This window comes from Aquabacterium sp., assembly GCF_021768455.1.
GTDB lineage: Bacteria > Pseudomonadota > Gammaproteobacteria > Burkholderiales > Burkholderiaceae_C > Aquabacterium.
In genome coordinates this window covers 1-1,820 of sequence record NZ_JAIZVX010000281.1, presented here as the reverse complement: position 1 = coordinate 1,820, position 1,820 = coordinate 1, and the positions used below count along the sequence as shown (strand labels likewise).

2 protein-coding genes are annotated in these 1,820 nt (G+C 70.4%); one reads left to right on the top strand and one right to left on the bottom strand.

Translation table 11 applies throughout. The annotated features are described in order from the left end of the window. The coding region (locus tag QZ994_RS19760; protein ID WP_290877779.1) for a BLUF domain-containing protein at positions 1-265 on the bottom strand (265 nt) is incomplete at its 3' end. A 127-nt stretch (positions 266-392) separates the two neighbouring features. Here QZ994_RS19760 and dinB point away from each other — a divergent pair. Next, positions 393-1,652 (top strand): DNA polymerase IV, encoded by a 1,260-nt coding sequence (gene dinB, locus QZ994_RS19755; RefSeq protein ID WP_290877777.1) that lies wholly within the window; start codon positions 393-395, stop codon positions 1,650-1,652. Positions 1,653-1,820: the final 168 nt, after the last annotated feature.

Sequence of the window (1,820 nt, the reverse complement as noted above, 5' to 3'; positions counted from 1 at the left end):
GCATGTGGCGGTGGCGGGCATCGCGGGCGATGCGGGTCAGCACCTGGTCGATGGCCGTGCCCGGGCCTTCCAGCCAGTGCACGAACCAGCCGCTCTGGTAGAGCAGGGTGGAGGCCACCCCCATGGCAGCGTTGCGGGCGGCAGCCGAGGCCCCGATGTGCCTGACCTGGGCCAGAGGGGTGCCCTCGAAGCAGGCGCGGCTGGCATAGACCACCGAGTCAACCGTCTCGGAGCGGGGCAGCAGAAAGTCGTCTGGCATGAGCATGGTGGCCAAGCATCTCAGGTTTGCCGAGCTGCCATGGGGCCTGTGCCCGGCAAGTCTTCCAGCTTTTGCAAAGTGACTGTCTGGCGGTTGGTTTGGGGTGATGTTCGGGGCGCTATGCTTGGCTGTCATGAACCCACCGGCCTCCACGCCCCCACTTTTGCGGCGCATCGCGCACCTCGACATGGACGCCTTCTACGCGTCCGTCGAGCTGCTGCGCTACCCCGAACTGCGCGGCCAGCCGGTGGTGATTGGCGGCGGGCGGCGCCACCACCCCGAGGTGCAGGCCGATGGCAGCCGGCGCTACGCCACCTTGCGCGACTACACCGGCCGCGGTGTCATCACCACCGCCACCTACCCGGCGCGCGCCCTGGGTGTGCATTCCGGCATGGGCCTCATGAAGGCCGCGGCCCTGGCGCCCGATGCCATCCTCCTGCCGGTGGATTTCGATCGGTATCGCCACCACTCGCGCCTGTTCAAGGCCGCTGTGTTGCAGATCGCGCCGGTGATGGAGGACCGCGGCATCGACGAGATCTACCTCGACCTGAGCGACGTGCCCGGTGCGCAAGATGCCACCGAGGCCGACCCGCTGGCCGGCATCCGCGCCCTGGCCCAGCGCCTGAAGGATGCGGTGCACGCGGCCACCGGCCTGAGCTGCTCGATCGGGGTCACGCCCAACAAGCTGCTCTCCAAACTGGCCTCCGACCTCGACAAACCCGATGGCCTGACCCTGCTGCTGGACCCGGCCGACGTGCCCGGCCGCATCTGGCCCCTGCCGGCCAGCCGCATCAACGGCATCGGCCCCAAGGCCAGCCAGCGCCTGGCCGAACTCGGCGTGCACACCGTGGGCGAGCTGGCTGCGGCCGACCCAGACTGGCTGATCCGGCACTTTGGCGTCAACCAGGGCCACTGGCTGCACGAGGTGGCCCATGGACGGGACGACCGCCCGGTCGTGACCTGGCGCGAGCCCAAATCCCTCAGCCGCGAAACCACCTTCGAGCGCGACCTCCACCCCCGTGGCGACCGCGCCACCCTGAGCCCGCTCTTCACCCGCCTGTGCGAGCAGGTGGCCGAGGACCTGCAACGCAAGGGCTACGTGGCGCGGACCGTGGCCGTCAAGCTGCGCTACAGCGATTTCCACATCGTCACGCGCAGCCTCAGCCTGCCGGCACCCACGCAGGACGCGGCCACCATCCGCCTGTGGGCCGGGCGCTGTCTCAAGACCGCGCCGCTCGACCAGCGCCTGCGCCTGCTGGGCGTGCGCATGGACCGCTTGCTGCGCGCCGACGAGCTGCCCGCGCCGACGGTGGACCGGGAGGGCGGCGGATCCAAGGCGCCCTCTGGTGGCGCCCAGACCCTGCCCCTGTTCGACGACGCCGAACAACCCTGACCCCGATCGCGCGACAATGGGCGCAGCGGGCCTTGCCCACCGACCACACGCCTGCCCGGAGCCTCCCCATGTTGCGAACAGCCCTCGTCCTCCTTGCCCTTGGCAGCCTCTCGGGCTGTGCGGTCGTGGCCGTGGCCGATGCCGCCGTCACGGTGGTGGCCACCACCG